Here is a 26438-nt window from a genome sequence, read left to right on the forward strand (position 1 = left end):
GACCGCTGGCAAGCAGCAGTCCGAGGCGGCAGAGCTGGATGCGGCGATCGTCAGGAACATGGAGGAGCTTGGGTATGGCGGGTGAGTGGAAAAGGGCTTCGGTCTCCAAGGTCGCAACCCCGGTTATAGGCGGAACACCGAGCCGTTATGTGCCTGAATACTGGAATGGGAGCATCCCGTGGGCCACGGCTAAAGATGTTGCGGCAGTTTCGGGCCGTTACCTATTTCATGCTCAAGAGTTTATCAGCGAAGAGGGCTTGAATAGAAGCGCGGCGAAGCTAATGCCCAAGGGTACTGTGGTCATAACGGCTCGCGGCACAGTTGGCGCCCTTGCCCAACTCGGCCAAGCGATGGCATTTAATCAGACTTGCTATGCCCTTCTTCCAGGGGAAGGTCTAGATAATGATTTTCTATTCTATGCCTTGAAGGGCACATTAGCAGAGATGCGGGCGCTTAGCTATGGTACCGTCTTTGAGACGATCACTACCCAAACATTTGAGCACTGGATGATCCCTATTCCCCCCCTCCCCGAACAACGCGCCATCGCCCACATCCTCGGCACGCTGGACGACAAGATCGAGTTGAACCGGCGGATGAGCGAGACGCTGGAGGCGATGGCCCGGGCGCTGTTCAAGGCGTGGTTCGTGGACTTCGAGCCCGTGCGCGCCAAGATGGAAGGCCGCGACCCCGGCCTCCCCGGTACGGGCGGGTTCTCAACCCGCCCCTACGCCGACCTCTTCCCCGACCGGCTGGTGGATTCGGAGCTGGGGGAGATTCCGGAGGGGTGGGGGGTGCGGACAATCGGGGAGGTTGCGGATGTGGTCGGCGGTAGTACGCCGAGCACAAAGGAACCTGCATACTGGGAAGGCGGAACCCATTACTGGGCCACTCCCAAAGACTTATCGAGGCTGTCAGTGCCTGTTTTGCTTGAAACGGAGCGCAAGATCACAGACGCCGGCCTTGCCCAAATCAGCTCCGGCTTGTTACCGCGAGGCACCGTTCTGCTTTCCTCACGTGCGCCTATTGGTTACCTCGCAATTGCAGAAGTGCCAGTCGCTATTAACCAAGGGTTCATCGCTATGAAACCCAGAAAAGGTGTGTCGAATCTATTTCTCCTGCTCTGGGCTAGCTTCGCTTACGATGACATTGTGAGTCGAGCAAACGGCTCGACCTTCCAAGAAATCAGCAAGGCGAGTTTTCGACCGATACCTTTTGTGCTGCCACCTGTCGCTGTGATGCAAGCATTTGACACCCAAACGCGTCCATTGTATGAGCGCATTGTCGCCAACGAGCGCGAATCCCGCACCCTCGCCACCCTGCGCGATGCGCTGCTGCCCAAGCTCATCTCCGGCGAGCTGCGGGTGAAGGATGCGGAGCGGTTTTTGAAGGAGCGCGGGTTATGACTAGCCTAGGCGTCACGCACGTCGGTTTCAGCGACGAGTCCAATTGGAACAAGGGGCGCTTCAGAAGCCTGGGATTGGTAACGGTACCGGTTGATGCCTTGGATGATCTTAACAGGGAGTTAAATGATGTTCTTGTCCAATCAACTATTAGCGAGTTCAAATGGGCGAAGCTTCGCCAGGCGAGAGAGCGGTTCTGCGCCCAGAGGATGTGTGACTTCACGATAAAACATGCGCTTAATCGAAGACTCCGGGTAGATGTCATGATATGGGATATCCAAGATAGCCGCCATGACATACCCGGCCGCGACGATATCGCCAACCTTCAGCGGATGTACTATCACCTCTTTCGTAACGTTCTGCGGAGCCGATGGCCAGACGACGCAGTGTGGCGGCTTCATCCCGACGAACACACCGCGATGGACTGGAAGACCCTACAGGACTGCCTTGATAATGTCGCTGATCGCCTGGAAGTCGAACGATCGGTTTTCACCGCAGGTCAGTTTCGTATCGGACTCCGCCGTGAGTTCGGCTTGGAAGAGATAAGCTCGGTTTCGTCTCAAGAACAACCACTGCTTCAGCTAGCAGACCTTTTCGCGGGCATGGCAGTGTTCTCAAGATATCAGTTCGATGCTTATCAGAAGTGGCTGGTTGTGAGGGAACCGCAACTTCGGCTTTTTGACGATTGCAACGAGTCATCGGATGCGTCGCCTAGCTCTATGGAGAGGTTTTTGGTGTTGCAACATCTCGACGAAGGCTGCAAGAAGCGCAAACTTGGGGTGAGCCTAAGGCGAAAGCGGGGCCTGTGGACTCCCGACCCGAAGAATCCCATCAACTTCTGGATGTACGAGCCGCAGCACCCAGAAGATAAGGCTCCTACAAAGGTGCAACGATGAAAACATTGTTTACCGAATCCGACGTCGAATCCGCCGCCCTCGCCTGGCTGCAGGCTATCGGCTGGCGGGCCGTGCATGGCCGCGACATCGCCCCCGATGCACCGGGACCCGAGCGGCGCGACTACGGTGAGGTGGTGCTGGCGCAGCGGTTGCGCGATGCGCTGCTGCCCAAGCTGATCTCCGGCAAGTTGCGGGTGAAGGATGCGGAGCGGTTTCTGAAGGAGCGCGGGTTATGAAATATGATCCGCAGAAACATCATGGCCGTTCTATCCGCCTGCAGGGATAAGATTATTCGCACCCGAGCGCGTATTTCGTTACCATATGCACCCAGGATCGGTCGTGCCTGTTCGGCGAGGTGGTGGATGGAAACATGCGGTTGAACGAGGCGGGGCGGATGGTAAAAAAATGGTGGGCGGAATTGAATCGCAAATTTCCAAACGTACAAACCGATGAATACATTGTTATGCCCAACCATTTCCACGGTATTATCGTGATAACCCCCGTAGGGGCAGACCTGTGTGTCTGCCCCAATAATTTGGGCGCACACGCAGGTGCGCCCCTACCGGGTGCACCCGTTGGGGGCGCGACCGTCCCGTCATTAGGGCAGACACGTAGGTCTGCCCCAACGTGTGCGCCCCTACCGGAAATCGTCCAATGGTTTAAAACGATGACGACCAATGGGTATATCCCCGGCGTTAAAACATCGGGTTGGCTGCCCGTAAACGGCCGCCTATGGCAACGCAATTATTACGAACACGTTATCCGCACCGAGGATGCGCTGAACCGTATCCCGCAATACATTCTCGACAACCCTGCCCGCTGGGCATTCGATCGGGAGAATCCCCAATCCCTCGCACCAGAACCGGAGAACGTATGGGCGCAATGACCGAATCCACCATCGAATCCGCTGCCCTTGATTGGCTGAAAGCCATGGGGTGGGAAACCCTCTTCGGTCCGGACATCGCCCCCGGCATGCCCGCAGCGGAGCGCGAGAATTACCACCAAGTCGTGCTTGAATATCGGCTGCGGCAGGCGCTCCAGCGGCTCAACCCGCAGGTGCCGGCAGATGCGTTGGAGGAAGCCTTCCGCAAGCTGACCAGCCCCGACTCGCCGTCGCTCGTGGCGAACAACCACGCCATCCACAAGTACCTGGTCGAGGGTGTGCCGGTCGAGTATCAGAGAAAAGACGGCTCGATCGGCGGCGATCTGGTCCGCGTGCTCGATTATGATGATCCTGAGAACAACGAATTTCTCGCCGTGAATCAGTTCACCGTGGTCGAGAACCAACACGAACGACGGCCAGACTTGGTACTGTTCATCAACGGCCTGCCCATTGCGGTGATGGAACTTAAGAACGCCGCCACCGAAAACGCCACAATCTGGTCGGCCTTCAACCAACTTCAGACCTATAAAATGCAGATTCCTTCGCTGTTTGTGTTCAATGAGGCGATGGTGATTTCAGACGGCGTGGAGGCGCGAATCGGTACGCTTACGGCCACCGGCGAATGGTTCATGCCTTGGCGGACTATTGAAGGCGAAGAACTGGCAGACAACCGGTTGCCTCAGCTTCAGGTCGTGATTGAGGGCGTGTTCGAGAAGCGCAGGTTTCTGGACTTGATCCGGCACTTTATTGTGTTCGAGGATGTGGGCGGCGGTATTCTGGTCAAGAAGATGGCCGGGTATCACCAGTACCATGCCGTGAATGTGGCGGTGCAGGAGACGATTCGCGCCTGTGTGCCTCCCACTTCCCCTTGGGAGGTGCGAGAGAGCGAAGGAACCTATTTTTCCAAGAGTCCGAAAGACGCCAAGCTCGGTGACCGCCGTGTCGGTGTTGTGTGGCACACTCAGGGATCGGGCAAGAGCCTGACGATGGCGTTCTACGCCGGCAAAATCGTACTGCATCCAGCGATGGAAAACCCAACGCTGGTGGTGATCACTGACCGCAACGACCTGGACGACCAACTTTACGCCACGTTCGCTCGCTGTCACGAATTGCTTCGACAGCAGCCCGTGCAGGCCGCAAGCAGGGCACACCTGCGGGAGTTGCTGAAGACCGCTTCAGGAGGCGTCATTTTCACGACGGTTCACAAGTTCTTCCCGACCGATAGTGAAGATCGACACCCGCTGCTATCGGACCGCCGTAACATCGTCGTAATCGCTGACGAAGCGCATCGCAGCCAATACGACTTCATCGATGGGTTCGCGCGGCATATGCGCGAGGCATTGCCGAACGCCTCGTTCATCGGGTTCACCGGCACCCCCATCGAACTTAACGACAAAAACACCCGTGCCGTCTTCGGCGACTACATCAGCATCTATGATATCGAGCGCGCAGTAAAAGACGGAGCGACGGTGCCCATCTACTACGAAAGCCGACTCGCAAAATTAGATCTGCCCGAGGAACTGAAGCCGCGTATCGACGAGGAATTCGAAGAAGTTACCGAAGGTGAGGAAATCGAGCACAAGGAGAAGCTCAAGACCAAGTGGGCGCAACTCGAGGCATTGGTGGGCACGGAGAAGCGACTGAAGCTGATTGCCAAGGATTTGGTAAAGCATTTCGAGCGACGGCTGGAGGCGATGGATGGCAAGGCGATGATTGTCTGCATGAGCCGTCGCATCTGTGTCGAACTCTACAAGGCCATTACGGCGATCCGTCCGGACTGGCACGATGATGACGATCGCAAAGGAACCCTTAAAATCGTAATGACCGGCTCGGCATCGGACCCTGTTGAATGGCAGCCGCACATCCGCAACAAGTCGCGCCGCGAGGAGCTGGCAAAGCGCTTCAAGGACCCGAAGGATCCCTTCAAGGTGGTTATCGTCCGCGACATGTGGTTGACCGGGTTTGACGCCCCCTGCCTGCACACGATGTATGTAGACAAGCCGATGCGCGGCCACGGCCTGATGCAGGCGATTGCGCGGGTGAACCGTGTGTTCAAGGACAAGCCGGGCGGGCTCGTGGTGGATTACCTTGGCCTTGCGCACGAGCTGAAACAGGCATTGGCTACCTATACGGAGAGCGGCGGCAAGGGCCGGACAGCCATCGATCAGGAAGAGGCTGTGGCCGTCATGCTGGAGAAGTACGAGATCTGCTGCGGCATTTTCTTTGGTTTCGACTGGTCGATTTGGAAAACCAGCGGGCCTCAGGACCGGCTCTCGGTGCTTCCGGCAGCGCAGGAGCACGTCCTGGCCCAAGATGACGGCAAGAACCGGCTGGTGAGGGCGGTTGGCGAATTGTCGAAAGCGTTTGCGCTGGCCGTTCCGCATGAGAAGGCGTTGGAGATTCGGGACGATGTGGCCTTCTTCCAGGCGGTGAAGTCCGTGCTGACCAAGAGCACAAGAGACGATCGACGGAGCCCGGAAGAAATTGAACACGCTATCCGGCAGATCATCTCAAAGGCGGTGTCTTCGGATGAGGTTATCGATATCTTCGCTGCCGCTGGACTAAAGAAGCCGGACATCTCGATCCTGTCCGATGAGTTCCTGGCGGAAGTGCGCGGCATGCCGCAAAGGAACTTGGCGGTCGAGTTGCTGCGCAAGTTTTTGGAAGGCGAGATCAAGGCACGCGGAAGAAAGAACGTCGTCCAGGCCCGGTCGTTCGCAGAGCTCCTTGAGAATGCCATTAAGAAATACCAGAACCGGGCCATTGAGACAGCACAGGTGATCGAAGAATTAATCGCGTTGGCGAAGGAACTGCGCGAGGCGGACCGGCGAGGCGAGAAGTTGGGGCTCACCGAGGACGAGGTAGCCTTCTACGACGCGCTGGAGGCCAACGATAGCGCGGTAGCCGTCCTCGGCGATAAGACACTGCGGCTGATCGCTCAAGAACTTGTCAAAGCGGTGCGAAACAACATCACCATCGACTGGACCGTCAGGGAAAACGTCCGCGCCCAGATGCGGGTGATCATCAAGCGCATTCTTCGAAAATACGGCTATCCGCCGGACAAGCAGGCTCGCGCCACGGAGCTCGTTTTGGAACAGGCGGAAGTCCTCTGCAAGGATTGGACGGAAAAGAATGACCAACGAAGGAATAGCCAGATTCTTCCATTACGCGCGGCCCCACATTCGGGGCAACCCCGATGCCCAATTTGAAACGCCTTCTCTCATCCGTCTGCTTCGAAACCGCCCAGCAGCAGAGGCACTGCTCGCGGAACCAGGAGCACCTTATCTGGCAGGGCGACAAATGCCTCGTCCCTGAATCCGTGAGGTGTGGTGGAGCTAACTGAGCTTTGGGCATGATGACCGCGTTTTGAGCAGTCGACGATGCCCTGTTTCAGCCGATGGCCCGAATCATCGACTCTTCAGTGGCAGAAAAGTGGTCATGACTGGGATCATTGAGCTGTTTTCGGGCATACCGAGTCCCCGTTCAACGTGAGCATTGAATAGATCCAGGCTCTTGCATCGACTCCCTCTTGCCTCACCCAGGGGAAAAATGAGTCACTAAGTCATTAAGTCATTGAGTCATTAGGTCATTAAGTCATTGAGTCATTAAGTCATGAACTTGCAGAGACTTGTTATTGTCTTGCCCTGGGCGAAAATTAAGAAAGACGTTCCGAAATGCTTGAAAGGCGGGACAATGGCGACCAAACGGGAGCTTCAGCCGACGACCGCTTCGGATCACGCGTCCTGCTAGCGAGATCCGTTTCTGGATCACGGTTTTTATGGGACGCCGCTTGGCCCGATTCGAGCGGGCGAAAAACGGGAAAGGAGCCCGTTTTGCCTCAGAATGCGCAAGATGTTGTCAGCCAGTCCGCCCAGGGTCAACACCAGAGTATTGGTCGCAAACCTTCCAGAGGGCAATCGCTCCAAGTCTTGATCTCACTGGGAAACTGTTCGCTCAGACCCAGCTTTTCATACAACCGAATCCCTTGATCCTCATCGATGGAAAGGGACGTCCACCAACCCTCCAGCGTGATATCGGGCTGGATCAGCCTATGCCCCTTGGCATCCGAGATGCTCTCGGTGACCCGGATCATCAGGCGAAACCGAGAACTATTCCCTCCATAGTGTCGTGTCACCCATGTGCTGAGGATCGCTACTTTCTTGCCGGGCCGGGGCTCCGTCACACGGCCCTCCCTGAAGGCCCGATCACGCCAAGAAAGGCGGTCCGCCCCGCGTGGATTCCATTGGATGATGAAGTTCACCTTAGGGTGTCGGCGAAGCTCCACAAGCGTTTCCACCTATTGGTAGAGGTCCGTGCACCTGTTGATCCGATGGCCCACAAGAACCAGGGCCGAGTGGCCGCTGGAGAAGCTCTTCGAAGATTGTTTGATCTCGATGCTTTTTATGAGGGCAGCTGCCGAGTGAAATTGGGACAGGAGACCCTAGAGCGCAAAAGCGAATGAAATTCAATATGATACATCCGGAACGATACTTGTATGTATAGACGCAATCTCAAGGATTAAGGCACTACTGCTGTCGAGATACACGTTACGGTAATCGTCGAGGACTATGTTCATTCGAAAAACCATAGGAAAAGATCCCCGATCAGGGTCCACCTATTTCTATCATGAATTGGTCGAGTCCTACCGGACTTCCAAAGGATCCAAGCACAGAATCCTCTTTAATTTGGGAAAGCTGGATCTCGACTCCAAAGAGCTTGCGATTTTGGCCCGAAGGATTAAAGAACGGCTCCATGGCCGACATTTTCCTTTTAGCCTTTCCGAGGAGATGAGAAGCTGGCATGCCGCTTTGCTTCGCGTGTTCCAAGGAGCCGTTTGGAAACAGTTCGATCTCAAGCTGAAAAGCAGTAAGGAAAATGGGAAACCGTGGTCCAGAGAAGGCGTTACCCAGGATGTCTTCGGCCGGCGCTCTTTCAAAGTCGCAGCCGTCACGGGTAATCGGGTTTCACTCATGCCCACTGAGGCCGCTGTGGTGCCGGTTCATCAGTTTGTCGATGAAAGAACTCCGGCAGGCTATCTTCAGCTGTTCACTCCGTCACGGGAGATCATTTGCGGGTTTCTCAGCATCCCGGCTCACCGTGATGCCCGCAGCAGTTCTTGCGTGTCTTGAACTTGATAAAGTTATTCCGCAGGAGAAGCCGAATCTTGGTAGGCCAGGGCATGGGTGCGGACATATTGGTGAAGAACGATTTCAGGCTTGGCATGGATTCCTTCCTTTTAAGACCGGCCTTTTACAAGATGTTGTATCTTCGGAACGTAAGAGCGGGCATCGAATATGTGCCGAAACCCGTTTTCGTTTATGGATCTCACCGAAACGAAAACGGGCCTTTCCCCCAGAGGCGATCGTGCTTCCCGAAGCACCACACGCCACTCGCAAACCCGCTCGGGTCGCGCCCGTCCAGCTCGCACTTGTTGTTCAGGTAAAGCGCCGGGCGAAAAGCCTTTTCGGGCCTCGCCGTAAGGTATGGTCATAGGAAATTGCTTTTTGACCGTTGTTGTGTAGCAGGCGTACTGAGGTGGGTCAAGCGCAATCGAGTCTCGATTCTTTGACAGGGTCGAGGCGAATATGCACCAAACATGAAGCAAGTGGTTTACGGGAATCGCTTGTTTGTGCGAAGGGGACGGCAAGGTGTCGGCGCGGGCCTTCGGATTCGTGGACCCGGCGGAAACGCAGGCAAACTGCTCCTGTAAGGGCTTGCAGGGACTGTCTTCACTGCCGAAGCCTAGTGGCAAACAATGGCGGGCTCTTCATATTCGGGCCGACCGTCGTCGAAGTGTTCGCTGACAACCGGCCCATGTTCCGGTGTTTTTGGTTTGCTGCCGAATGGGACTGTTTGCGGTTTGCAGAGCCCGAGACGGCGGAGCATGCGTTCTATGACAGAGGGGGGCATCAATCAGGCTGATGATTTTCATCTTCCCTTAATTCGCCTCCCCTTTTGAAAAATCCCGAAGATCTTTCGAGAGGTTCAAGGGCGAACGCGTGGCCCTCCAGAGATGTGTACCCTACGCCTAAGGCGGGTAAAACCTCCGGATATTCAGCTCCCGTTATGTATTGGCAGGCTCGGGGCGACATAAAGCCCTTCTGGAAAGCGGCGAGCTGGGGCACTGAATAGTCGGTGCCGTATTTCTCGATCTTTGTTGGGCCGGTGGCTTTGGGCGGGGGCCGGGACTCTATGCGTCGTAAACCCAGGTGCCTGAGAATCTTTGTGCCTATTTCCTAGTCTTCTATGATGCTTATGAAGGAGGAAAGACATGAGCGGTACCGCCGGTGCTCATGGAGGGCCGGGTTGGCGCGGTTCCGGCGCGTCTGAACCAGCCGCTTCCTTTCGTCTGGATACCCTGCGCGCAGAGCTTAAAGGTTTATCGAGCGGGACGACCAGCTTGCGGCAACGAGTGGAAGAAATCAAGGCACCCGACGCGCGGGCCGCCTCTGCGTTGGGCTCAGACGCATCCCCTTCTGGTCTGTTGAGATGACCTATATTTCTACTTCGAGCATGACTCCGGCCTCGACCGTCATATCCTCGGCCAATGTCTGCCGCTTGCTGCCGTGTTCCTTTTCCCACCAGTCCAAACGGTAGCGCCCGGGCGGTAGGGGCAGAGGGGCCCAGGTCTCCTTGGCGATGTACTCCCGATTGTTCTCTAGATTGACGAAGATGATCCGATAGGGGGGCTTGGCATCCTTCCGGTGCAGAAACCTGACCCCGGAGTTGATGGGAACGGCTGCAAAGCCGTGATCAGGCACCACGATCTCTCCCCATACCAAGTCATCATTGCCATGCTCGGAGGGCCTCAACACCAGCCGGCATTTGCCAGGCGGCGCGATCTGGGGGCCGAAAGAGCTCCATTTTTAGGTGAAGCGCAGAACCTTGTCATCCTCCAAGGCATAGAAGTAAGGCTCCTTGAGCCAATCAGCCGGCTGCAGGTTGATGCCATGATCCACCAGCAGATCGTTGAGTTTGCCGCTTTCCACCGTGATCCGGGCCAGGCGCATCGGGGTGGCCTTGTGCTCGTCCTGCCACCACCAAAGATCATAGACTCCGGCCGGAGCTACCTGGGGTTCCAGGCTCTCTGCTACCGAATACACTTTGTCCTTTGCGTCGGGTTCGGTCAGATACCAGAGCTTGGAAGGCTTGACCTCCTTGGGAGCGATGATTCTGATGCCGGTGTCGATGGCCGCCTCGACGGTTTTGCCACTCTCCACCCGCACCACCTCGGTAAGCAGCACCGGTTTGTGCTTGTGCTCGCTTTGCAACCATATGATCTGGTACTCGCCGGCTTTCCCCTTCAGCTGGTCGAGGTTGCCCTGGGCTACCTCCTGGCCTGATTCCGCTTCCACCAGGCTCCAGGAACGGGGCAACCTGGCCCAGGAGGCCAGGTTCAATTTGACGGTGCCAGGCCCAGCGATCTTGACGATCTTTGACTTGGCCTGGACCGAGGGAGCTTCCGCGGCCTCGAGAGCCGGAGGCAGGGGCTTCTGTTCCACCACCGAGACCTTGATCTTGCCTAGGGCCTCCCTGAGCTGGGCAAGGCTATCAGCCTGAAAATACTGGCCGCCTCCGGCGGTGGCGATGCACTTGAGTTAGGAAGCCTCGGTCTGGTTCACGTCAAACCCCACCACGTGGATGACCAGCCTCAGGCCCCTGGCCCGTAGGTCAGCGGCCACTTGGCAGGGGTCGCCGCCGCAAGTTTCCAGGCCGTCGCTCACAAGGACCACAGTGGTATCGTTTTCGTTTTTGGCCAGCAACTCCCCGGCCTGAGTCAGGGCGTCAACGATGGGGGTCTTGCCCTTGGCGCAAAGGTTCTGCACGGTCTGGTCCATGATGGTCCTGTCCGCGCCGAATTTGCCGATTAATTCTATGTCCTGGCAGTCACCCTTTTTAAGGTTACCCGAAAGCCCCTGCTGGTGCGAACCGACTCGGCTCACGATGCTCTGGAAACGCTTCTGAAGCTTCGCCGACACCCTAAGGTGAACTGCATCATCCAATGGAATCCACGCGGGGCGGACCACCTTTCTTGGCGTGATCGGGCCTTCAGGGACGGCCGTGTGACGCAGGCCCGGCCCGGCAAGAAAGTGGCGATCTTAAGCACCTAGGTGACACGACACTATGGAGGGAAAAGTTCTCGGCTGTGGCTGGTGATCCGGGGCACCGAGAGCATCTCGGATGCCAAGTGACATAGGCTGATCCAGCCCGATAGCACGCTGGAGGGTTGACGGACGCCTCTTTCCATCGATGAGGATCAAGCTGCAACCCAAATTGGGAAACTGGCCGAAAAGGAGAAACAGGTGAAGATGAGATCTGGTTAGCGCCCAAGTCTAGCCATGGCCCCGCGAAGTGGGGGACGCCAGCTCCAACATGGTGTTAGACATTTTCAATACTTCCAAGCACCCAGAGGACAGTGAAGGCAATGATGAGTACGATTGTTGCAAGAGCCCTACCTACCCCTATTTTTTCATGCATTACAACGAACCCACCTTCCTTGTCCCAAGAAGTGACACCATTACGTTTAAGCCGTCTATGCGCGATGATGAGCGTGATCAAGACGGCAATGGGGAAACCCGTTCCCAAGCCGCGCCACCAGACTTTAATGCTACGGGACAACGCTTCTGAGTATGAGATAGGCAAGCCGTCCGCCCGTGTCAGCCGGACCTTCAACAGCCATTTTCCGGGGGTAGTCCCAAAGGTTGTTATCAAGGCCGATTCCACAAATGTCCAAATAAAGAGCAATGTTAATCCAATTAGATATTCACTCCTCTTTGCCAGGTAAGCTTGCGGCGCAAATATGCCAATAACATAGCCACCGACAAGAGAAAACAGGTCTAAGTCGAGCATCCGCGCCCAATACCGTACCCAAGGGCGAATTTGTGGTACTACCTTTTTAGACGGTGTTATTGACGCAGGCGTAACGGAACTGAAGGCCGCGGATGCATGCTGCAGTGGGGCACCGCATGAGCCACAAAACCTTGCGCCATTCGGTACGGGCGAGCCACACTGAGTGCAGTACATTCTTTCTCCCCAAAATGTCTGACGTCAAAGTTTAGGGGCGCTGCGCGACTTTATCGCTAGCTTTTTTAGGAATGCATCGTTAGACAATGCGCCGCGACGACCAACGCCGTCGCGCCGCCCCTGACCTTTATTGACCAACGAACTTTCCGTTCGGTGTCATGACGCAACGTGAGCCTGCGACAAAGGAACCGTCAGGACACATGGTCATTCCGCGGCCCCCGGGTAGGAAAGTTCCATCAGGGGCCATTTGAGGCCCCTGCCGTGTTTGAGGAACGAACCGTCCATTCGGCGCCATCTGGCAACGCTCTCCACCGCCGATGAAACTACCGTCGGGACACATCACGCATGGCCCTCGCGACACAAAACTTCCGTCTGGGCACATAACCTGTGCCGACGCTGCCGATGCAGCGAACATAGTTATGATTGTCAATGAAAACGCCAATCTTTTTAATTTCATGCTCGCTTCCCGTGGAATATGTCTAAAAATGTTTAAGCGGATCCTTAATTACACTGCCAACATGACTCGTACTACTCATTTCTAATAAGCGCCCGGAACGTAGCGCAAAAAGCGGAGAAACTCATGGCATGGTCTCAGGTTCCGGGCAAACACTGGGTTTATTTTTGTGTCTTAATACGCATGGGCATAACAACCTCTTTAGACAAGCGAGTCAACCAAGCTACGGACTCCCGCTGACCGGAGGCTTAGAATGTGAGTGTAGGTCAGGTTTGTCTTGACTTCGCAATGGACTGGCTGTTTCTAACGGAAGCAAATGTCGCAGCCGCCTTCGAGCCGACGACCAGCGAAAAGGTGTCGAAAAGTGCGGCATGTGACCCGATTGCCCAGTCAAATTCTTGTGCCAGTCTTACGAACCCCCCTCTGAACGAGTGATTCCTCTAGTGATGTCGTCCATATTCATCCCTCCTGCTATTCTTCCAGAGGTTCTCCTGCGGATAAACCCGCGCCACCTACTGACGTTTGGTGCGTTCGGGTTTCGGCGGTCCAGTGCGTTAGGCATCTGAATCCGAACCTAGCCGTCGGCTGGATCGCGCTTGTAAAGCGCCTTAACACGCTTGAGGTGCTTCTGCAAAGGAGCCTTAAGGAAGGTCGACAGCATTTTGATAAGGTCCTTCAGACCCTTGCCATCTCGAACGATCACATCATAGTTTGAGAAGCAGGCCACCGATGATGGTCACCATAAGTCCGACTATAAGCTCGACAAGGTTCTTTCTCCACCAAGGTAGCTCAGCACTTGACGAAGAATGGGTAACATTGCTCGACCAGTAAGTGAAAACGGAATAGAGGCCACAATCAGTGTGGTGTTCTGGTGACACAGCGGCCCACACCGCCAATCCTTTCCAGGTGCATGCTCTTTGGAGAGTTGAGTGTGTGCTACACTAGCGTGAACCTCATCACTGTAAGACGCAAGGAAGCTGCCAAAGTACCCGAATCGGTCAAAGGCCACCTCGGGGCAGAAGTTAATAAACCGGTGCGAATCGTCCCCTGGCCCAGAGACCGATGTCGCATACTCATCCGTTCTCGGCCATAGATCGCTTGCGTGCAGATATGCAAAAAGATCTCGCGTCCTCGTGGAGTTCAATCTTCGTACTCCCCGCCTCCCCAAGCAGAGAAACGCTCTGGTAATATCGGGGACAAGACTCAACTGTGACAAACGGGCAACGACCAGAGATGTCCTTGTTTTTGCCAGCCTGGATGTACCAAAGTACACCAGGAATTATCGTCACACATGCACCTTTTACTCATCCGCTTTGGCCGTGCAAACCAGACAGCCGCTGGAGTGAACAGCAAGTTGTGAGTGAGAAGGTTCAATGACATTTCTCAAAAAAGCGCTCAATGACATGGTCTTTTGACATCCAAAAACTATCGACCCAGACTTTTGTTTCAGAATCCTGAGTAATGTTGTAAATATCCTTCATGCCATAGGATTCATAGTCGCCAACGAGAACATCCCCCCGTGATGGAATACTACCGCCGAACCACTGAAGCAGGGTGTACCCCAAAGGTGTTTCAACAATGTAGTAGCTGCAACCGCTCTTGACATAGACCACCACACCCTTTACGGCCAGCGCAATTGACGGAAGACATAGAAACGCCGAAATCATGATGATCACAATGAGCCATTTCAATGTTATCCCTCTTCTCGCCTAATGTTGTTTAAACCGAGCCGTATAAAACCCCCAACATGACTCGTGGTGTCCGCTCAATACGCGCCCGAAACATAGCGCAAAAAGCCAAAAACTCTGGGCATGGTCGCAGGTTTCGGGCAAGAACTGAATTGAACTCGGTGTCTAGTACGGATCGGCATAAGAAGCTCCCTCGACAAGCGTGTCAACCGGGCTGCAGCCCCCCGCCGGCCCGAGGTTCAGAACTTGAGTGTGGGTCACGGTCGTCTTCACATGGTTACGGCCTGGCGGTTCCCGTATGGAGCGAATGTCGTAGCCGCCTTCGAGCGGACGGCCGGTTCCTGTAGATAAACCCGCGCCCCCTCCTCTCCTTTGGTGCGTTCGGGTTTCGGCGGTCCAGTGCGTTAGGCATCGGAATCCGAACCCAGCCGTCGGCGGGATCGCGCTCGTAAATCGCCTTGACACGCTTGGTGCGCTTCTGCAGGGGGCTTTGAGGGAGTTCGGCGGCATGCTGATAGGATCCTTCACACCCTTGTCGTCTCGAACGATCACCTCGGTCCGGGCAAAGATGCCATGGGGTCTTATCCTCGGTCCAGGCCGGCTTCCCCGATTTCAACCGTTTATCGATTTCCCTCACATCGAACCGCCGCTACCGTCCGACCTTGTGGGTGGGTAGCTACCCTTCCTGAGCCGCCTTCTAAGGCGATCAATCTACCCCTCCTCAGGTACCACGCCGCTTCGATGACTGTCAGTCACTTGGTTTCAGAAATCTCTTTCCGAAAGGTCCGTTCGTCTATCGAGTAACGTATTTTGAGTTCGAGTAATTTTCTTCACACAAGATGATTTTGTCAAATCTGATATTAGTTTCGTCCACCCCTCTTCGAAATGGCTCCCCTTCGACACTTTTTGAGGGTCTCCGGTCGTTATTCCAACCAAAGGGTTATCCGCCTGAGTTCGAGGTTCGCGCCCGAATACCGGCCGTCTGTTTTCCCGGCATCAACCGGAGTTGTCGCGACATGACGGGAGAACCGAATGGAGCTTTTTGCAACCGACCGTTACAGACTGGCGTTCCTTCTGGAGCCGGACGCCGCCCTGGAACTGGATTTCGGGGCACTCCATGCTGAGGCCGAGGCGGCCGCCGCAGAAGCCTTCGCCGGAAAAGCGGCCCAAGTCCATAACTAACTTCCTCAGCTCGAAGCGGAAGTTGGCGGATTGGACATGGAGGCACACCACGGACGGCACCGTTCCCAGTGCCCATTGCCTCTTCCGCCGCGTCCCCGTTTCGGCGGGGTCCGAAGGAACCCAGCTTCCCATCTCGGCTTTGTGTTGTTGAAGTGAAAAGTAATCGCAGATTCCAACGGCTTCAGTCCGGCAGGTGGCGCTCCTGAAACCAGTCTCTGTCAACCCGTGGATTTCGCTTGCTTTTCATCTGAGATATTCTAATATTCGAGCAAAAACCGCTGTCTGCCGTCCAAACAAGAGGTGCAGCGAATGGACACAGAAGGTCGAAGCCTTTCAACGTTTTTATGAGAGACGACGTCGGTTTTCCTTGAGCCAGGAAGAGCTGGCCCGGCGACTTGCCGTGAGCTAAGCCGCTGCGGGAGCCAGAAGGATCGGCGCCGACAAGGACATGATGACAGCAGCGGGGATCAGGAAAACCGCCGCTGTCTACCATACGGCGTTTGCGAGGCATAAGCCCGGCTTCCCCTATTTCATGGCCGAGACGTAGGGAGGCCGTGAATGACCATGACCAGGGATGAAGAAGTGCAACGGAAAGACTCGACCGCGATCAGCAAAGGTGCCGGAATGATTGAAGAGACTCGGCGTCTCTTCGAACACTGGCGTCCCGGTGAACCGCTCGATGACTTCACGCGCAGGCTTCAGACCGAAGGACTGCTTGCCAACTCCACCGCCTACAGAACACGCGACGTCGTAAGGAGAGTTTTCGCACCGCGTTTCCCACAACCCAGCGACAAACCGGCGCGGATTCTTCAAAATGTGCTTGGTCAGGACTGCCGGGGCGTGTTTTCACGGAACTGCTTTTCCTGTTTACGGCGCGTCGGGATCCCCTGGTCTACGACTTTACGATACGTGAATACTGGCCGCCCGTCCGCAGGGGAAGAACCGTAATGGGCACGGAGCTGATGCTCTCTTTTCTGTCGGAACCACATTCTGACGGCCGTTTAACTGAGGTGCATCATTGAAGCGACTGATTTCCAAGCACATTCGCTGTTTAGGTTTTAGGCAGTAATTCAACCAACCGAATCCTCATGACCAAAAAGGATTAGGCACCAAAAATGGCCCAACCTAAGACCCCGTCCGTTGGAGACGATCAACGAACTTATAGATGCAGGGCAAGAACCTAAGTCATAGAGGTCTGCGCGAAACACCGGAACCTTGCTGACGGTGCGGCTCTTCCGTTTAAATCTGGATCGTGGAGTGGAGAGATCCATTCGTAAAACAATGCCAAAACTATAATGTTCGCACAAAGTGTGATGCGAATCCAAACCTATAGAGAAAGGAACAATCCATGAAATCGGCAAGACGCGAAAAGCCCATACCTCACGTCGTCATAAGCCAAGACTTCGGCCAGGATCCTCCGTCCATCTATTGCCCTGTCTGTGGCACCCTGATCCTCGGTAACGACCAGGAGAACACGTGTGAGCATGTTCTTTTCAGCTATGTTTCCGAGGCCGACGAGTTTTCTACAATGGCGTCGGCGTATCGGGAAGCCCTTGAAAAAATCACTGCAAGGGCTGACCCCTCAAACTGGGTGAAGAAGGCTTTAAAACTCTTCAAAGGGAAAGAATCCGTGTTTTGTCTTACGATCAACTTCGGTGGATTCGCGTGCGGTCCGATAGGATTTGCGGTATCCGTGGCTTTCGACATCTCGCCGAAGGGATGGAAGCATTCGCATGGAGATGATCGGGAGTAAAAAGGGTGGTACTCGGCTATCCAGACAATTAGCACATTAATCGTTGTGGCGGTCTTTGCGGTTGTTGTTTTGGCTTCCTCCAGGTATACAGCAGACCTTTACAGCACCGGGAACAACTTCGGAAGCGGATATCGCCGGAATAGCTTAGGGAATCTTCAAGGCACTGGAGAGAGCTTTAGGGCGTGCGGACGACAATAGCCTGTAACAAACTGGTTGCACGGTTGAAACGATGAGCCAATTTATCTTCGTGTTCACGGATCTTGGCCATGACGGCGAGGCGAAGGTCAATCTGCTCGATCGCTTCGGAGCATCCCTCGGGAGCTCTTAGTTTTTGAAAGGTTTTGCGGTCTTTCGGACTTGCGTATAAAACCCATGGAAAATTCCCACCGCGAGTTTTCAGGAAGTATCGGCAAAAGCCCAGGTAAACTCCGCGATGGTTTGTAGGAGCAGGCGGGGAACTAGGGGCGGAAAAGGTTATGCTTCCGGATGTCGCGTCAGCTTTTCCGTTCGCTAATACGACCGGCCTCAGCGATGGTCTGGTCTCTTCTGACGACCGGAAATTCGACCTCGTGCACGAGACTTCGAGAGGAAGCCTCAAGCTGTGTCAGCATCTTGTAAAGCTTCGAAAGTTGTCTATTAAAGGTTCGTTCGATAAGGTCGAATCTGATAACGACCGAAAAACTCGTTGCGAAAAGTTTCATCACTTTTGAGCATCCAAAAAGACTTGCCGTTTCTACTGTCATTAAAAACGGTTTTTTCGTAAAATCATCCACTCGTTTCCTTGCGGGGTTCAGAAGCTTTCCAAGGATGAGGAGAGGTAAAGGCATCCAGAAAGGTGAGCAAGCACGACATAAAAGCGGATCCGGTCAACCGTGCCGAGGAAACCGCAAAGAACCAGGTCCTTGGACAGGTGGTCATCTACAATTTGGAGCCAATTCCTGCTCGATTGCCGTCTTGCAGCGGGACAGCCGAATGTGCGCCATCCTCGGCCCGAGTGTTTTCGGCCTGTGGACGCACTGGAGCCGGCGGAGCGATTACGCGTGTTCCATCAGCAGGATTACGGGTAAAGGGGCTAAGACATGAGTGAGCTGATGCCACGTTTCCGGCGAATATTCTTTGAAGTTTTCGAGTCGCTCCCCCGCCAGGGTCCGGGCAACCGCGCCTGCGCCGCTAGGGCTCTTGCTCTTTGTCGCGATCTGCCGCCCACGCCGGCGGTCCTCGATCTGGGCTGCGGCGTCGGCGGGCAGACACTCCAGCTCGCAGAGCTAACATCCGGGTCCATCGTGGCCCTGGACTGCCATGCTCCGAGCATCGAGCGTCTGCGCGTGACGGTCACTCAGAGAGGCCTGGCAGAGCGGATTCAGCCTATGGTCGGTGACATGGCTGAACCCATGCTGCCGCCTGCAAGCTTCGACCTCGTCTGGTCCGAGGGAGCGCTCTACAACATCGGCATAGATAAAGCCCTTGGAGTTTGCAGCCGGCTGCTGCGACCCAGAGCCTACCTCGCTTTCACCGAGCCGGTCTGGCGCAAGGACGACCCTCCCCCCGAGGTCAAAGCGAGCTTCGATGCCGACTATCCGGCCATGGGCCGGATTTCGGATGTCCTGGCGGCAATCGAAAGAGGCGGCTTTTCGCTCATCGGCCACTTCACCTTGCCGGACGAGGCCTGGTGGGAAGATTTCTATACACCGATGGAAATTCGCATCGAGGAACTGCGCGCTAAATATGAAGCCGACGTCGAAGCGCTGGCGGCTCTTGACCTACTTGCACAAGAGCCTGAAATGCACCGAAGGTCTTCGGACTTCTATGCCTATGAGTTCTTTGTCGCGCGTCGGGTGGAGTGAGGGAACCCAGAGTGCCGGGGAAACATGATTCAACGCCGCTTCGTGTCCACCGGGAACGGCTTGTTCTTTGATAACTCGTTAAATATCCAAGCCTTACGAATCAAAGGCCGATACAGGAAATCCATAAAATTTCAGAAACAGAATCAGAATGCTTTCATACAAGCGCAGGCCAGTGGTTGCTTAAGACATCGAACCCAGCACAAGTTGGTTATTCAGTTCCACCCCTGAGGAATCAGGATCATTTCGTTAAGCAGGCTAGACAGCTTTATGAAGTGCGCCCAAAATACGCTCTTGCCTTTCGAGAGACAAAATCGACTTTTGCAAGTCCAGCAAAAAGCGCCTTCAACGGTGAGTTCACCGCCGAATGGGAGGCGGCCAAAGCGCAGTGCCTTGCCGAGCGGGTGAGCCCATGGCGCGGCATCGGCGCTTTCTCCAGGGAACATAAAATATGGCGGCGTGAGGATCACCGAGGCGAGCTTGAGCGGGATTTTCTCGAACCAGATCACCTACATCATCGTGAGGGCGGCCTCAAGCCTTCGACCCTTTTCAACAAAACGCCCACGTTCTGAAAGACGAGCCGGATACGAAGTTTTGCAACTTCCGTGAAAACGCTCATCCTTTAGAGCAGCCTTCATTATCCTTAGAATACCTGAGTCCACTGCTGCGGATGTGCATTGCTTCCTGATTATCAAGGCTTCCACTCGAAGGCTATTTTGCATTGTCAACCCAACATAAATCACGAGGTTGACTTTTCAGGCCCGTCAAGCATAAAAGGGTGTCTCGAAAGGAGACGCCATGGGCGACAGAATCATCAGGGCAATGGACAGAGTTCTTTCTGGAGAGGCGATAGACCACGACACGGCGGTAGAGCTTTCAGTCGTTTCTGATGCGGACAGGACGTTTCTTTTTGCTGCCGCGCAGAAGATTCGTGAGGCATTCAGGGGAAACAGGGTCGAGCTCTGCTCGATAGTCAACGCAAAGTCCGGGGCATGCAGCGAGGACTGCGCCTTCTGCGCTCAGTCTGCACATTACAGGACGGGTGCGCCGGTGTATCCTCTCATCAGCGTCGATGACATGGCGCGTGCGGCAGAAGGTGCAAAGAAGAATATGGCGCAACGGTTTAGCCTCGTAACGAGCGGTAGGGGTATAAACTCGGATCGCGACCTCAGAATGATCGCCGACGGCATAAGGCGTGTCAAAGAAATCGGGCTCACACCGTGTGCCTCACTCGGCACGCTGAGAAGAGAGCAGCTTGCATACCTCAGGGACGCAGGTCTTCAACGTTATCACCATAATATAGAGACGTCCCGCGAATTCTTTTCAAATGTTTGCACGACGCATTCGTTCGAGGAGAGGCTCGAGGTACTGGACAATGCGCGTTCTATCGGTCTTTCGACTTGCAGTGGGGGCATTCTCGGTATGGGCGAGAGTATGAAGGACCGCATAAGCATGGCCTTTACCCTGAAGGAGATCGGCGTCGATTCCGTGCCGATCAATTTTCTCATGCCCATAAAGGGCACACCTCTCGAGAACGTCAGAGAAATATCTCCGCTCGAGGCGCTCCATTCCATAGCCTTGTTCCGGTTTATCCTGCCTGACAAAGAGATAAGAGTCTGCGCGGGACGTTCGACCGCCTTGAGGCAACTCCATCCAATGATATTGATGGCAGGCGCAGACGGTTTTATGATCGGCAACTATCTTACGAGGGCAGGACTCGACCCGGAAGCCGACCTTCAGATGGTGCATGACCTGGGTTTGTCTGTATAGGGGCATGCGGCATGTCTGGTTAAGACCTTTTCAGTGCAAGGATGCGTGCATGGTTTTCCGGCAGGCACATCTCGGACGCCCGGCGCAATGTGCCGTTTTATGACATCGAGGCTGTATTGCCGGAGACGTTAGTGCGTCTAAGGGAACGTACGACAGACCGGATTTTATTGATTTATCCATAGATAGGATCGAAGTCGGAGTTCAAGCCTTCCAAAGGCCGCGTGCAGCTCATCGACCCTCCACGCACACGCAGTCACGCAGTAGTACAAGCCCGTATGCGGGAATCTAGGCAAGAAGAACTGCGAGCTGTTCGAAGAGGATTTACAAATTCGACGCCCTGCCCGCCTCGCTTCGCGTCGTGTTGGAAGCCGACCGGTGACGATAAGACGGGTGCGATGGGAGTGATAGCCGGCCTTGGAACTTCGCGACAGCGAGCGAATCCCTTTCCTGGTGTGTCGGGCATGCCATCAGCCTGGCTACCTCCCGAACCCGGAAGTAGGGGCGACCAGCCTTGTAGGGGCGACCGGCCGGTCGCCCCTACCATGTGGGGCGCCCCTACGATGCGGATCGTTCGTAGCGCCGAAGGGGCCGTTTTTGGAAAGGCTTTTAGGAGAGAAAAGCCATGGTCAAAGAACACGACCGTCGCAGCATCCGGTTGAAGGGACACGATTACGCCCAACCCGGCGCGTATTTCGTAACCCTTTGCACTCACAACCGTGAATGTTTGTTTGGCGAAGTGGTGAAGGGCGAAATGCGGCTGAATGATTTGGGACAAATTGTTCGCGAAGAATGGTTCCGGTCAGCGGAAATTCGCCGTGAAATGAAATTGAACCCGGCTGAATTTGTGGTCATGCCCAACCACATTCACGGTATTGTGTGGATACACGATATGGTAGGGGCGACCAGCCTTGTAGGGGCGACCGGCCGGTCGCCCCTACCATGTGGGGCGCCCCTACGATGCGGATCGTCCCTAGCGCCGAAGGGACCGGCACCACGGTCTTTGGCATCGTTCATGGCCGGTTTCAAATCCGTTGTCGCTAAACGTATCAATCACCTTCGCGCTACCCCGGGTATTCCCGTCTGGTAACGCAATTATTACGAACACATCATCCGTGATGACGAATCCCTGATTCGCATCCGCCGATACATCGCCGAAAACCCCCTGCGCTGGCATCTGGATCACGAAAACCCGACGGCGGTAGGGGTCGACCCCAATTGGGACGCTATTTTCGCATTCGGTGCGGTCGTGGTGAATTTTGGGGAGGTGCGGTGATGATCACCAACCTCGTACCTCATGGAAGGCGGACCTATCCTGTAGGGGCGACCGGCCGGTCGCCCCTACGATGATCGATGGCGCCGCCATCTTTTTCTTTGACATGGACCTCATAGAAGTGAGCGACGCGTTCACTGGGATTTGCTATGACTCATTTCATGCTCGATCCGCTGAATCCGTCCGCGCCAGTAGGGTTTGGCTCCTTCCGGCATCAGCCAAGCCGCCTCGCCATCGAGGGGAATCAGCATTCCGTTATAGTCGTGATAATCCCAAAAGCGTCCTTGCCAAGGCGTGAAAATGATTTGATCGCCGCTGATGCGCCCACGATCCTCAGTTCGCACCGTTTCGATCAACCCTTCATTGCTGAAGGTAAACAGCATCGTAAGGCTGAGCTCACCATCGACAAGCGTCGCTCGCGCTGAGCCAGCATCGACTTCCTCCCAACACACTCCTTGACTGGGCAGCAGAGCCGTCGGATACCATGCGGCTTCAGCGAAAAACCGCATCAACTCTCCTCGTGCCAGTTCCGAAGAGCCGGGCTGTTTCATCACGGTTACAAGCCCGAACAGCTTGGCGGTCAGTACACCCTCGCCTGCAACATAGGCATCGTGGACGTGCACGTTTATTCCCGGCGTCATACGAATACGGGCGTCCCAAACGAAACCGGGTCGCCGGACAATGACGCGCTGGGATGATCGGAAGGACTTCCATTGCTCGCCGGTCTCACTCATGTTGAAGGTTCCGGCGTGTTCTACGTTGACGGCCCTAATCAACGGCTGTCCTTTTTTCAAGACGATACGAAAATAGCGCTGAACCGGCGCAGGCAGCCCCTCCAATTCGCCTGGATCAAAGTACGCCTGGACGATCGGCACCCGGACCGCCTCCATTTTCGCATAAAGCTCTTTCGTCTCCGATTCCCACCGACGGATACCGTAAAGAATTGCCGCGGCCATCATAAGGAGTAGGGCAGCGAATCCAACGACAACTACTTTCCCCAACATGTCCGACTCTTTCGCTGATTGACGAATGAACTGAACGAAGGCACCCCTGCTGATTTCTTACATGAAGCACGCCTTTTTTCTACATGGTCAGCACGATCTTGCCTTGAACCGCTGCCGTTTCGATGAGTTCGTGAGCACGTTTGACCTCGGTCAACGGCAGGCGTGCAGCGATCACCGGCTTGATCTTGCCCTGCGCCAGCAAATTGAACAGATTGGTCAAATCTTCGATGAACCATTTCGGGTGCTTTTTCCGCAAGGCGCCGATGGAATAGAACACCGTAGAGCGGCCGTTGGGAAGAAGGTTCCACAATTTGAGACGGATGAAATCAAGTGGTATGCTGCCGCCTCTGCCCATCACAGCGTTATAGAAGCCGTATGCCGCCAGTATCCCCTCCCGCCGAAGAGCATGGAAGGATTTCCGGAAACTCTCTCCGCCTATGGGATCAAAAACGGCGTCGACTCCATCTTCCGCCAAAGCACGTATGCGGTCGAGCCAATTCCCTCTTTTGTAGTCGATCGGTGTTGCACCTAACGCCGCAACCAAATCCTGCTTTGGTCTAGAAGCCGTTCCGTACATTTCCAAGTCAAGCAACTTTCCCAACTGCAGCATCGCTGTTCCGACCGCTCCGGCCGCACCGTGCACCAGAATACGCTGCCCTTCCTTGATCTTGGCGATTCTATGCAACAATTGATAGGCGGTCATATAAGACAAGACGAGGCTGACCGCTTCCGCAGGATCGAGACCTTCCGGAACTGGGATCAATCTGCTCTCGGGCAAACAGATGTACTCGGAATAGGCGCCGATGACTGTAAGGTCTGCTACGGTCTGCCCGACCCTGACTCGAGTGACGCCTTCACCCAGTTTGTCCACGACGCCGACCATATCGTATCCCGGTGAAAAGGGTGGCTTCTCTTTGACATCGGGATACATCCCTCTGCGAATCATCACGTCAGTGAAATTGGCACCGACGACCATCACCTTGACGCGCACTTCACCGGGCTTGGGAACCGGCAAAGCCGACACATCCTCCAGTTTGAGGACATCGGGTCCTCCAAAGCTCGTAATTATTACTCGTTTGTAACTCATGCGTTTTTGGAAGCTCTCCTATGTTCGAACAGTGGAGGTCAAGGGTTCCATTCAAGGAGGCGCCTAGCCCGTCCTAATGCGGCAATGTCTTTCCACCGATGGTCAACTGTGGTTCCTGAGGCCGACAGTCTAGCCAGTAGGAAGGGGTGGCGCCATGTTAGCGCCGACGACACCGGCTGTCCAGCCCGAAACCGATTCGACCGACCTGACCGATGCGCAGTGGGGGTGATCCGATCCTATGTCGAGGTGCAAACCAAGACGGGACCGAAGCGGCGCGTGAACCTGCGTGTGATGCTCAACGGGTGGCTCTACAAACTGAAGAGAGGGTGCCGGTGGCCGTTGCTGCCGCGCTCGTTCTCGGCCAAGAGCACGGTCCACTATGACTTCCAGAGATGGACCAAGCAAGGGATCTGGGCGCACATCAAAGACGCATTGCGCCGGCGGGGGTTCGGGTCGAGGTCGAGGCTTGGGAGTACGTCGAGGTGACCTGAGGGGTGATCGACACCCAGGGTGCCAAGAATAGCGTTGCGGACGGGCCAGAGCGAGGCTTCGACGGTGGCAAAAAGGACTGTGGGCGCAAGCGGCATCTGCTGACCGACACCCTGGGCTTCTTATTACTGCCATGGTTCATTCGGCACAGCTGTACGACGGCGTCGGCGCCGAGCAGAGGTTTGCGATGAACAAAGCGCGCAGCATCAGCTTGAAGAAGGTGTGGGCGGACCAGACCTCTCGTGGCGTATTGGGCCATGGTTGGCAACCAGCGGCATGGGCGAGTTGGAGATTGTGGAGCGACTGCAGGGCCAACGTGGCTTTGCGGTGCAGCAGAAGCGCTGGGTCGTCGAGCGGACTCATGCCTGGCTGAGCGGCAACCACCCGTTGAGCCGTCAGTATGACCATAACCCACGTCACTCCGAAAGCTGGCTCTACCTCGCCTCGATCCGCCTACCTGGCCGCGGTCTCGCCAAAGCCTCGTGAACGAGGGCTCCCTTGGGGTTGGAACATTGGAGAGCTCTAACTCCTGATTATCATTAGTCTACCCCTAAACGCCTGAATTGAGCTGAAACCGGCATTCGGAGTTTCCCCTGTTTGTATCTCCATAGAGCGTCTTCGAAGCGGAGGAACTCAAAAGGCAATGTCGTGCCTGTTTTCAGCTTGAACGATCGGTTCGAGTAAAAACCCTGATTATGGTGAATATCAGTCTTGCAGCGCAGGGCAGAATAAAAGCCGAAGCCATCCTTTACTTTCCATTTTATCAGTATTCTGACTTTTCATAAAGTTCACTACTTTTTTTGGCTCCTATCCTGGTAGCGCCTCAGTGTCGGTATGATTTGCCTATGACTTTTTCGGCAAAACATCGCACTGTAGTCCCTGTAGATGAATCTTACTTCTTCCCTCTCCGTGAAAATGGTCCTGCCGTTACTGATCGCTACCCTGTAGGTGTAAGCGGTACGGCTTCCGGCGACCGTATCTTAAGGAGGTGATATGAGGGTATCTCGAGTGTGGCGAGCTGCAGGGAGGTTTGCCCCCTTTTCCGCCAGACATGCAGCCGGAACTTTTTGTTGGCCTTACGATCCGAAAGATCTTCGAACACTTGGGCCTCTGGCTCGCTAATGCGAGACCTCAACCCAGGGCCCATTCGCCTCCCGGGCTGCGGCCGTTACCCGAGGATTTCTAGAAGGAGTCCTGTTCCCAACTGCCGGCTCTGGAGGAAGAGGACGACTCTCAGGCCCCTTCAACCTACTTGGACTCTTGAGCCACTCCGGCGGGCGGAACGTGCCTTCTCCTCCTGCCGCACCCGTCTTTCTCTTTTCCGGGGAATTGGCGTGCTCTTCTCGTTCTCGCATCCGACTTGTCCGTAACATGTCCACCCAGCCTCCACGCCTCCTTACCCCGGCCCAGGCACACCCAACATCTTGAATCTGTTTTTTTTGACACACAATTACGCTATATGCTATTTATAATTTGTCTGAAAGCAGATTCCTATCATCTTAGTCAGCCGTGAGAAAGTTGAGGAAAAGATGGCAGTTCCTGATTTTCAAACAATTATGCTTCCACTATTACGTTTTTTTAGTGATGGAAACGAGCATTCTCTCCAAGAATTGTTGAATAGTCTTGCAGAAGAATTCTCTCTTACCTGAATCCGTGACGTGTGGTGGAGCGACCTAAGTTGTGGGCTAGGCGACAGC

At 55.1% G+C, this 26438-nt stretch carries 20 protein-coding genes and 1 pseudogene; 12 read left to right on the top strand and 9 right to left on the bottom strand.

Features of this window, described 5'->3' with window-relative positions; all coding sequences use genetic code 11:
• Nucleotides 1-74 precede the first annotated feature (74 nt).
• The 5 genes and pseudogenes from WHS46_10135 (at nucleotide 75) to WHS46_10155 (ending at nucleotide 6388) form a co-directional block, all read left to right on the top strand.
• A complete protein-coding gene (locus tag WHS46_10135; GenBank protein ID MEJ5349031.1) occupies nucleotides 75-1403 on the top strand; it encodes a restriction endonuclease subunit S in 1329 nt (442 codons plus the stop codon).
• Nucleotides 1400-2296, top strand: a complete 897-nt coding sequence (locus tag WHS46_10140; GenBank protein ID MEJ5349032.1) for a DUF3800 domain-containing protein — start codon at nucleotides 1400-1402, stop codon at nucleotides 2294-2296. The genes WHS46_10135 and WHS46_10140 overlap by 4 nt, the downstream gene beginning before the upstream one ends.
• Complete coding sequence (locus tag WHS46_10145; protein ID MEJ5349033.1) at nucleotides 2293-2532, top strand: hypothetical protein; 240 nt, start codon at nucleotides 2293-2295, stop codon at nucleotides 2530-2532. The genes WHS46_10140 and WHS46_10145 overlap by 4 nt, the downstream gene beginning before the upstream one ends.
• An 80-nt stretch (nucleotides 2533-2612) precedes the next feature.
• Nucleotides 2613-3182: pseudogene (locus WHS46_10150) on the top strand (transposase).
• Nucleotides 3170-6388: a type I restriction endonuclease subunit R gene (locus tag WHS46_10155; protein ID MEJ5349034.1), complete on the top strand. Its 3219-nt coding sequence runs from the start codon at nucleotides 3170-3172 to the stop codon at nucleotides 6386-6388. The pseudogene WHS46_10150 and the gene WHS46_10155 overlap by 13 nt, the downstream one beginning before the upstream one ends.
• Before the next feature lie 668 nt (nucleotides 6389-7056).
• Here WHS46_10155 and WHS46_10160 read toward each other — a convergent pair.
• A complete protein-coding gene (locus tag WHS46_10160) occupies nucleotides 7057-7362 on the bottom strand; it encodes a hypothetical protein (protein MEJ5349035.1) in 306 nt (101 codons plus the stop codon).
• A gap of 385 nt (nucleotides 7363-7747) precedes the next feature.
• Between WHS46_10160 and WHS46_10165 the strand changes: the two genes are divergently transcribed.
• Complete coding sequence (locus WHS46_10165; protein ID MEJ5349036.1) at nucleotides 7748-8308, top strand: hypothetical protein; 561 nt, start codon at nucleotides 7748-7750, stop codon at nucleotides 8306-8308.
• Nucleotides 8309-9450: 1142 nt separating this feature from the next.
• Nucleotides 9451-9672, top strand: coding sequence for a hypothetical protein (locus tag WHS46_10170; protein MEJ5349037.1), 222 nt, complete (start codon nucleotides 9451-9453; stop codon nucleotides 9670-9672).
• Nucleotide 9673: 1 nt separating this feature from the next.
• On the opposite strand, the gene WHS46_10175 is transcribed toward WHS46_10170, so the two are convergent.
• From WHS46_10175 to WHS46_10195, 5 genes are all read right to left on the bottom strand, one after another.
• Nucleotides 9674-9943 (bottom strand): hypothetical protein, encoded by a 270-nt coding sequence (locus WHS46_10175; GenBank protein MEJ5349038.1) that lies wholly within the window; start codon nucleotides 9941-9943, stop codon nucleotides 9674-9676.
• 102 nt (nucleotides 9944-10045) lie between these two features.
• Nucleotides 10046-10681 carry a hypothetical protein gene (locus tag WHS46_10180; GenBank protein ID MEJ5349039.1) on the bottom strand — a complete coding sequence of 212 codons (636 nt, stop codon included), beginning with the start codon at nucleotides 10679-10681 and terminating at the stop codon, nucleotides 10046-10048.
• 96 nt (nucleotides 10682-10777) lie between these two features.
• Nucleotides 10778-11017 (bottom strand): hypothetical protein, encoded by a 240-nt coding sequence (locus tag WHS46_10185; protein MEJ5349040.1) that lies wholly within the window; start codon nucleotides 11015-11017, stop codon nucleotides 10778-10780.
• 541 nt (nucleotides 11018-11558) lie between these two features.
• Entirely contained in the window at nucleotides 11559-12203 is a 645-nt protein-coding gene (locus tag WHS46_10190; GenBank protein MEJ5349041.1) for an RDD family protein, read from the bottom strand.
• A 1824-nt stretch (nucleotides 12204-14027) separates the two neighbouring features.
• Nucleotides 14028-14348, bottom strand: coding sequence for a hypothetical protein (locus WHS46_10195; GenBank protein ID MEJ5349042.1), 321 nt, complete (start codon nucleotides 14346-14348; stop codon nucleotides 14028-14030).
• Nucleotides 14349-15377: 1029 nt separating this feature from the next.
• On the opposite strand from WHS46_10195, the gene WHS46_10200 reads away from it, so the two are divergent.
• From WHS46_10200 to WHS46_10210, 3 genes are all read left to right on the top strand, one after another.
• The gene (locus WHS46_10200; protein ID MEJ5349043.1) at nucleotides 15378-15527 is read left to right on the top strand and encodes a hypothetical protein; all 150 of its coding nucleotides are present in this window, start codon (nucleotides 15378-15380) and stop codon (nucleotides 15525-15527) included.
• Between the two features lie 1348 nt (nucleotides 15528-16875).
• Nucleotides 16876-17280 (top strand): hypothetical protein, encoded by a 405-nt coding sequence (locus WHS46_10205; GenBank protein MEJ5349044.1) that lies wholly within the window; start codon nucleotides 16876-16878, stop codon nucleotides 17278-17280.
• A 1079-nt stretch (nucleotides 17281-18359) separates the two neighbouring features.
• Entirely contained in the window at nucleotides 18360-19124 is a 765-nt protein-coding gene (locus tag WHS46_10210) for a class I SAM-dependent methyltransferase (protein ID MEJ5349045.1), read from the top strand.
• A 212-nt stretch (nucleotides 19125-19336) separates the two neighbouring features.
• On the opposite strand, the gene WHS46_10215 is transcribed toward WHS46_10210, so the two are convergent.
• A complete protein-coding gene (locus WHS46_10215) occupies nucleotides 19337-19630 on the bottom strand; it encodes a hypothetical protein (protein MEJ5349046.1) in 294 nt (97 codons plus the stop codon).
• 289 nt (nucleotides 19631-19919) lie between these two features.
• Here WHS46_10215 and bioB point away from each other — a divergent pair, with 289 nt between their 5' ends.
• Both bioB and WHS46_10225 read left to right on the top strand, forming a co-directional pair.
• A complete protein-coding gene (gene bioB / locus WHS46_10220; protein MEJ5349047.1) occupies nucleotides 19920-20891 on the top strand; it encodes a biotin synthase BioB in 972 nt (323 codons plus the stop codon).
• Between the two features lie 622 nt (nucleotides 20892-21513).
• On the top strand, nucleotides 21514-21978 hold the full coding sequence (locus WHS46_10225) for a hypothetical protein (GenBank protein MEJ5349048.1): 465 nt from the start codon (nucleotides 21514-21516) through the stop codon (nucleotides 21976-21978).
• 317 nt (nucleotides 21979-22295) lie between these two features.
• Here the strand turns inward: WHS46_10225 and WHS46_10230 are convergent, their stop codons facing one another.
• Both WHS46_10230 and WHS46_10235 read right to left on the bottom strand, forming a co-directional pair.
• Entirely contained in the window at nucleotides 22296-23165 is an 870-nt protein-coding gene (locus WHS46_10230) for a DUF6544 family protein (GenBank protein ID MEJ5349049.1), read from the bottom strand.
• Between the two features lie 79 nt (nucleotides 23166-23244).
• On the bottom strand, nucleotides 23245-24252 hold the full coding sequence (locus tag WHS46_10235; protein ID MEJ5349050.1) for a medium chain dehydrogenase/reductase family protein: 1008 nt from the start codon (nucleotides 24250-24252) through the stop codon (nucleotides 23245-23247).
• Nucleotides 24253-26438: the final 2186 nt, after the last annotated feature.

It is taken from the genome of Desulfosoma sp. (assembly GCA_037481875.1).
Lineage (GTDB): Bacteria > Desulfobacterota > Syntrophobacteria > Syntrophobacterales > DSM-9756 > Desulfosoma.